Consider the following 6,955-nt stretch of genomic DNA (forward strand, 5'->3'; position numbering starts at 1 on the left):
GAGGTGCCGAGCGTATCGCCGATCGCGGCGGCGGTTGCGGCGCGATCGGCAAGCGGCAGCGTGTCGATGCGTTCGAGGATGCTGCGCGCTCCGGTCGCAACGGTGGAGCCGGTGTCGCCGTCGCCAGCCTTGGCGTCGAGCGCGTTGAGCGGCTCTTCGAGCGCGATCAGCTTCTGGCAGACGGCCTTGATCAGCCGCTCGGCGGCCGCATCGCGGCTGGCGGGCTTTGCGGTCGCACCGGCAGCGGGTCTTGCCATCGCCACGACGACCGGCGCGCGAACCGGCTTTGCCGGCAGCCAGGCATGCGGGCCGACGGGCGCCAGCAGCGCTTTCTCGCGTTCCGCATCCAGTCTGATCAGCGACAGCGAGAAGCCGTTCATGTTGAGCGCGGTCATCAGGTGCCCGGGCCCGATCGTCAGCGCCGCCGCCTTTGCCAGCGACGAAGACAGCACGGCATTCGCAATCAGCGCCATTTCGAGCGGCGGCACTGAGCCGAGATTGTTGATCAAAAGCGCATAGCGGCTGTGCGGATCGAGCCGCGCGGCGAGGCGCTCCGCCATGATGGCGACCAGCTTGCTGGCGGCCTCCAAGGCGATGCGCTCGACGCCGGGCTCGCCATGGATGCCGAGTCCGAGCTCGCCATCATTCGTGCCGAAGCGCTCCTCATGCGCCTGCCCGGGGATCGAGCAGGAGGAAAGCGAGATGCCGAGCGAAACGATGTCCTTGGCCGCCGCACGCGCCGCCGCGACAACCGATGCCAGGTCATGGCCGGATTCCGACAGGTGCCCGGCGATCTTGTGCACGAACAGCGTGCCGGCAACGCCGCGCGGCTGCGCGATGTCCGGTAAGGCGATGTCGTCGGCGACGATCACCATCTCGACCGCGAGACCTTCGGCACGCGCCTTCTCCGCCGCCAGTCCGAAATTGAGCCGGTCGCCGGTATAGTTTTTCACGATCAGCAGGCAGCCGGCGGGGCCGGTCGTGGCGCGGATCGCCGCCAGCACCGCCTCGACGCTCGGCGAGGCGAAGATCTCGCCGGAGACCGCCGCCGTCAGCATGCCGGCGCCGACGAAGCCGGCATGCGAGGGTTCATGCCCAGCGCCGCCGCCGGAGACCACGGCCACCTTTGTCTTGTCCCAGTCGGCGCGCAGCACGACCTTGATCTCGGGGTAGCCGTCGAGGCGGGCCAGCGCGCCCGATCCCGCCGTGGCGAGGAAGCCGTCGAGCGCTTCGGTGACGATCGTGTCCTTGCGGTTGAAAAAGTGCTTCATGGATTTCGTCCAGTCCGTATCTGCGGCCGTCAATCGGTATGCGAATATATTTGGGATGTCTCGGCTACATCAGTCTTTGCCCGTCCGAGTCGAAATAGAGCGGCGCGATGTAGCGGATCGTCACCTTGTCCCCCTTGGCTAAAGACGTGTCTGGATCGGTCAGCGTCACCAGCTTCTTCGCCCCCACCGTCACATGCAGGTGGTTCTGGTCGCCGAGATGCTCGACCCAGTCGACGACGCCGTCGGCATGGCCGTTCGTTGCCTTCTCGATCGCGAGATGCTCGGTGCGGGCGCCGATCGTTTTCGTTCCGGTCGGCGCGCCCCCGTCGGGCAGGAGCCCGGCCGGCAGAAGGTTGATCGCCGGCTGACCGAGGCGGGCCGCGACATGAAGGTTTGCCGGCTCGGAATAGATCGCGCGCGGCGTGCCGATCTGCACCAGGACGCCGTCGGCGAGGATGCCGATGCGGTCGGCCATGGTCATGGCCTCGATCTGGTCATGCGTGACATAGAGCATGGTGGCGCCGAGCTCGGACTGGATGCGCTTCAGCTCGAGCCGGAGATCGGCGCGCAGCTTGGCGTCGAGCGAGGACAGCGGCTCGTCCATCAGGTAGATAGCCGGCTTGCGCACCAGGGCGCGGCCGATGGCGACGCGCTGCATCTCGCCGCCCGACAGCTTCGTCGAGCGGTTGTCGAGCTTGTGGTCGATGCGCACCATGCGCGCCACCTCTTCGACGCGGCGGCGCACCGCCTCCTCCGGAAAGCGCCGCGCCGGCGAGCGCAGCGGGAAGGCGAGATTGTCGAACACCGACAGATGCGGATAGAGCGAATATTGCTGGAAGACGAAAGCGGTATCGCGTTCGGCCGGCGACAGGGTCGTGGCGTCATGGCCGCCGATATGGATCGTGCCGCTATCCGGCCGCTCCAGGCCGGCAATCAGCCTCAGCGTCGTCGTCTTGCCGGCGCCGGTCGGCCCGAGCAGCACGACGAACTCGCCGTCCTTGATCGTAAGGTCGAGATCGTCGATCGCGACGGTGTCGCCAAAACTCTTGGTCACGCCCTGGATACGGACATCAGCCATGGCGCGCCTCCGCTGCCTGATCATGCATGGCGGTCCTGACCGCGCGTCCGGAACCCTTCTCGAACAGCGACAGCCGCGCGCTGCTCAGCGTCAGCCCGACCTGCTCGCCGGGGCTGAGATGGATGCCGGCCGGCACCCGCGCCTTGATGATGCCGTCGGCCGTCTCTACCGCGACGATCTGCGTGGTGCCGAGATATTCGGTGCCATAGATCGCGCCGCGCAGCTTCGAGCCGTCGTCGAAGCGGATGTGCTCGGGCCGGATGCCGAGCGCCATGTCAGCGGGCGCGATGTCCTCGCGCACTTCCGGCACCGCCACCTTGGAGCCCTGAACGACGATCTCCTTCGCGCCCTTGGCGAGCCCGCCGCCGAATTTCAGGAAATTCATCGGCGGCGAGCCGATGAAATCGGCGACGAACATGGTCGCCGGCCGGTCGTAGATCTCGCGCGGCGTGCCGAACTGCTCGATGACGCCGTGGTTCATCACCGCTATCTTGTCGGCCATCGACATCGCTTCCATCTGATCGTGCGTGACATAGACGGTCGTGGCGTGGATGCGGTTGTGCAGCTCGCGCAGCTCATGCACCATCAGATCGCGGAACTCGGTGTCGAGGGTCCCCAGCGGCTCGTCCATGAGAAAACATTTCGGCCGCCGCACGATGGCGCGGCCGAGCGCGACGCGCTGGCGGTCGCCGCCGGCAAGACCGGAGACGGATTTGTCGAGCAGGTGATCGATGCGCAACAGCTTCGCGGTCTCCTCGACGCGGCTGCGGATTTCGGCTGCCGGCATGCCCTGCGCCAGCAGCGGAAAGCCGATATTCTTGCGCACGTTCATATGCGGATAGAGCGCGAAGAGCTGGAAGACGAAGGCGATGTCGCGCTCGCGCGCCCGGCGCATGGTGACATCCTCTCCGCCAAGCAGGATCTTGCCGCCGGTCGGCAATTCGAGACCGGCGATCATGCGCAGCGTCGTTGTCTTGCCGCAGCCGGACGGTCCGAGCATGACGAAGAATTCGCCGTCCTCGACGACGAAATTGGAATCCTGCACGGCGACGAAGGCGCCGAAGGCTTTCCTCAAGTTCTGAACACGGATCTCGGCCATCTCTATTCCGGAAATTTCGAGACGATGATGAACATCACCGTGCCGGCGAGCATGGTGATGAAGGAATAGGTGTAGAGCGACAGCGCGAAGGACTGGAACAGCATCAGGAAGCCGATCGCGATGATCGCCGTGGCGATGTTCTCCATCAGCCCGCGCCTTGCCCAGACGGGCCAGCGCGATTTGCGTTTTGCAGTCTGGATCGTGCTCATTTGCGCACCGCGCCGAAGGTGATGCCGCGCAAGAGTTGCTTGCGGAGCAGGATGGTGAAGACGAGGATCGGCACCAGGAAGATGGTTGTGCCGGCCGCCACCGCCGGCCAGTCCTGGCCGCCCTCGCCGATGATGGTCGGGATGAAGGGCGGCGCGGTCTGCGCCGTGCCGGAGGTCAGCAGAGCGGCGAACGCGTATTCGTTCCAGGCAAAGATCAGGCAGAAGATCGCGGTCGCGGCGATGCCGGTCGTGGCCTGCGGCAGCACGGTGCGCCAGAACGCCTGCAGCCGCGTATAGCCGTCGATCATCGCCGCCTCTTCATATTCGCGCGGGATCTCTTCGATGAAGCCTTTGAGCAGCCAGACTGCCAGCGAGACGTTGACCGCCGTGTAGAGCAGGATCATGCCGAGCGCGGTGTCGGAGAGGCCGAGCTCGCGATACATCAGGTAGATCGGGATCGCCACCGCGATCGGCGGCATGAAGCGCGTCGACAGGATGAAGAACAGAAGGTCGTCGGCCAGCGGCACCTTGAAGCGCGAGAAGCCATAGGCCGAGAGCGTGCCCAAAAACACCGCGCAGAAGGTCGAGCCGAAGGCGATGATCAGCGAGTTGACGAAGCGCGGCAGGAAGTTCGACGGCCCGGCGATCACCATGTTGCGCTTGCGCACGGTCTCGTCGCAGAAACCGGTCGCCGGTCCGAGCGAGTTGATGTATTCCGGCGTCTGCCGTGTGCGGGTGGTGAACAGGTTGCAATAGCCTTCGATGCTCGGCTGGAAGACGATCTTGGGCGGATAGGCGATCGAGTCCGGCGGCGTCTTGAAGCTGGTGGCGAAGATCCACAACAGCGGCACGATCGAGATCAGCGCATAGGCTATGATGATCGTGCCGGCGATCAGCTTCGCGTTCGACGAGGGTGCTACGACGGAATGGGCGGTGGTCAGGCTCATCTCTGCTTCACCTTGTTGAGCGCCTTGACGTAGATGTTGGCCAGCCCGAACACCGCGACGAACAGGATGATGGCGAAGGCCGAGGAATAGCCGGTGCGCCAGCTTTCGAAGGCCTGCCGCTTCAGCGTGATCGAGGCGACCTCGGTGGTCGAGCCGGGTCCGCCGCCGGTCAAGAGGTTGACCATGTCGAACATCTTGAAGTTCTCGATGCCGCGGAACAGCACCGCCAGCATGATGAAGGGCAGCGCCATCGGCAGCGTGATCGACCAGAACTGCCGCCAGTTGGAGGCGCGGTCGACCTCGGCCGCCTCATAGATGTATTCGGGGATGGAGCGCAGGCCGGCGAGGCAGATCAGCATCACGTAGGGCGTCCACATCCAGGTGTCGACGATGATGATCGCCCACGGCGCCAGCTCGACATTGGACAGCATCTGCACATTCGTCGGCGGAATGCCGGTGACGAAGGAGATGACATAGGAGAACAGCCCGATCTGCGGCTCGTAGAGGAAGCGCCAGAAATTGCCGACCACCGCCGGCGACAGCATCATCGGCACCAGGATGATTGTGGTCCAGAAGGCATGGCCGCGGAACTTGCGGTCGATCAGCCAGGCCAGCGTGAAGCCGATCACCGTCTGCAGCAGGATCGTCCAGAACACGAAATGCGCCGTCGTCTGCATGGCGATCCAGATGTCGTGGTCGCCGAGGATGCGCTGGTAATTGGCGAGCCCGAGGTTCTTCACCACTTCGTTGGGGCGGTTGGCGCGGTAGTTGGTGAACGACAGATAGATCGCCCAGAACAGCGGGAAGATGTTGATGGCAAGCAACAGAAGGATCGTCGGCGAGATGAACAGCCAGGCGAGGCCCTTGTCGCTGATGCCCCGGATCCTCTTGGCCAACGGCTCCGGGGTCGCCCGGGCAACGTTGTCCGCAGTCCGATTGAGCATGGTAAGTCCTGCTTCGGTCACGGGTCAGTCTCGGCTATGGAATTTATCTGAACTGCGTCCCGTGCCAAGGGCGGCACGGGACGCCTCGATCAAGCTCGGGAGGAGCCTTACATCTTGCCGTCGTCCTGGAAGACCTGCGTCCAGTCCTTGACCAGGCCGTCGAGCGCGTCCTTGGCCGAGCCCTGGCCGGCCACGACATAGTCATGGAAGCGCTTCTGCGAGGCCTGCAGCAGCGGCGCGTAGCTGGGTTCGGCCCAGAAATCCTTCACAATGGCCATCGAGTCCAGGAAGGCCTGCGCATAGGGCTGGCTGGAGGGGAACTTCGGGTCCTTGACCACGGAGTTCAGGCAGGAATAGCCGCCGAGCGACCACCACTTGGCCTGCACGTCCTTGTTGGCGAACCACTTGATGTATTTCAGCGCCGATTCCTGCTTGTCGGAGTAGGACACCACCGAGATGCCCTGGCCGCCGAGCTGCGCGAACTGATCGCCGTCGGGACCTTTCGGATTGACGAAATAGCCGATCTTGTCGCCGCCGACATTCTCGTCCTTCTGCAGGCCGGGCCAGGTGAAGGCGAAGTTCATATGCATCGCCACCTGTCCGGATTTGAAGGCGTCGACACCTTCGCCCATGTAGGCATTGGAGGAACCAGGAGGCGTGCAGCAGTCGTAGAGCGCTTTGTAGAATTCCAGCCCCTTCACCGATTTCTCGGAGTTGACGAAGCCTTCCATCTCATAGGGCTTCTTCGGGTTCTCATACTGGAAGCCAAAGCTGTAGAGCACATCCATGGCGCCCATGGTGATGCCTTCCGAGCCGCGCTCGGTGTAGATCGACGCGCCATAGACGGTCTTGCCGTCGATCTGCCGCTTCTGGAAGAATTCAGCGATCTGCTTCAGCTGGTCGAAGGTGGTCGGCGCGGCGAGGTCCCAGCCATACTTCTCCTTGAATTCCTTCTGCAGCTCGGGCTTGGAGAACCAGTCCTTGCGGTAGGTCCAGCCGACGACGTCGCCCATCGCCGGCAGCGCCCAGTAGTTCGGCGTGTTCTTCGGCCATTCCGAGTAGCCGACAACGGTCGCCGGCACGAAGTCGTCCATGCTGATCTTCTCCTTGTCGAAGAAGTCGTTCAGCTTGACGTAATGGCCGTTCTCGGCGGCGCCGCCGATCCACTGGCTGTCGCCGATGATCAGGTCGCAGAGCTTGCCGTGCGAGTTGAGCTCGTTGAGGAAGCGGTCGGCGTAGTTCGTCCACGGCACGAACTCGAACTTCATGCCTATGCCGGTTTCCTTGGTGAAGTCCTTGGACAGTTCCACAAGCGCGTTGGCCGGATCCCAGGCCGCCCAGCACAGCGTCAGGTCTTCCGCATGCGCGACGTTCGAGACGGCTGTCGACGCAAACATCGCCGAGGCC

The 6,955-nt window shown here is 64.0% G+C and carries 7 protein-coding genes; all 7 read right to left on the bottom strand.

Annotation, left to right across the window (positions count from 1 at the left end):
• A partial coding sequence (locus tag EOA28_RS19265; RefSeq protein ID WP_128315158.1) for a dihydroxyacetone kinase subunit DhaK occupies positions 1–1,271 on the bottom strand: 1,271 nt, incomplete at its 3' end.
• A gap of 64 nt (positions 1,272–1,335) precedes the next feature.
• Positions 1,336–2,349, bottom strand: coding sequence for an ABC transporter ATP-binding protein (locus tag EOA28_RS19270; RefSeq protein WP_127249380.1), 1,014 nt, complete (start codon positions 2,347–2,349; stop codon positions 1,336–1,338).
• Positions 2,342–3,448: an ABC transporter ATP-binding protein gene (locus EOA28_RS19275; protein WP_127249381.1), complete on the bottom strand. Its 1,107-nt coding sequence runs from the start codon at positions 3,446–3,448 to the stop codon at positions 2,342–2,344. The genes EOA28_RS19270 and EOA28_RS19275 overlap by 8 nt, the downstream gene beginning before the upstream one ends.
• 2 nt (positions 3,449–3,450) lie before the next feature.
• Entirely contained in the window at positions 3,451–3,657 is a 207-nt protein-coding gene (locus EOA28_RS19280) for a hypothetical protein (RefSeq protein ID WP_126079774.1), read from the bottom strand.
• The gene (locus tag EOA28_RS19285; protein ID WP_127249382.1) at positions 3,654–4,604 is read right to left on the bottom strand and encodes a carbohydrate ABC transporter permease; all 951 of its coding nucleotides are present in this window, start codon (positions 4,602–4,604) and stop codon (positions 3,654–3,656) included. Before EOA28_RS19285 ends, EOA28_RS19280 begins: the two co-directional genes overlap by 4 nt.
• The gene (locus EOA28_RS19290) at positions 4,601–5,548 is read right to left on the bottom strand and encodes a sugar ABC transporter permease (RefSeq protein ID WP_126079773.1); all 948 of its coding nucleotides are present in this window, start codon (positions 5,546–5,548) and stop codon (positions 4,601–4,603) included. The genes EOA28_RS19285 and EOA28_RS19290 overlap by 4 nt, the downstream gene beginning before the upstream one ends.
• 107 nt (positions 5,549–5,655) lie before the next feature.
• The coding region (locus EOA28_RS19295) for an extracellular solute-binding protein (protein ID WP_245501552.1) at positions 5,656–6,955 on the bottom strand (1,300 nt) is incomplete at its 5' end.

This window comes from Mesorhizobium sp. M2A.F.Ca.ET.067.02.1.1, from assembly GCF_004023285.1.
Classification (GTDB): Bacteria; Pseudomonadota; Alphaproteobacteria; order Rhizobiales; family Rhizobiaceae; genus Mesorhizobium.

What these genes read in the sequence shown, in the direction of transcription:
- EOA28_RS19270 (WP_127249380.1), bottom strand. Translation starts at nt 2,349, where the DNA reads ATGGCTGATGTCCGTATCCAGGGCGTGACCAAGAGTTTTGGCGACACC.
- EOA28_RS19275 (WP_127249381.1), bottom strand. Translation starts at nt 3,448, where the DNA reads ATGGCCGAGATCCGTGTTCAGAACTTGAGGAAAGCCTTCGGCGCCTTC.
- EOA28_RS19280 (WP_126079774.1), bottom strand. Translation starts at nt 3,657, where the DNA reads ATGAGCACGATCCAGACTGCAAAACGCAAATCGCGCTGGCCCGTCTGG.
- EOA28_RS19285 (WP_127249382.1), bottom strand. Translation starts at nt 4,604, where the DNA reads ATGAGCCTGACCACCGCCCATTCCGTCGTAGCACCCTCGTCGAACGCG.
- EOA28_RS19290 (WP_126079773.1), bottom strand. Translation starts at nt 5,548, where the DNA reads ATGCTCAATCGGACTGCGGACAACGTTGCCCGGGCGACCCCGGAGCCG.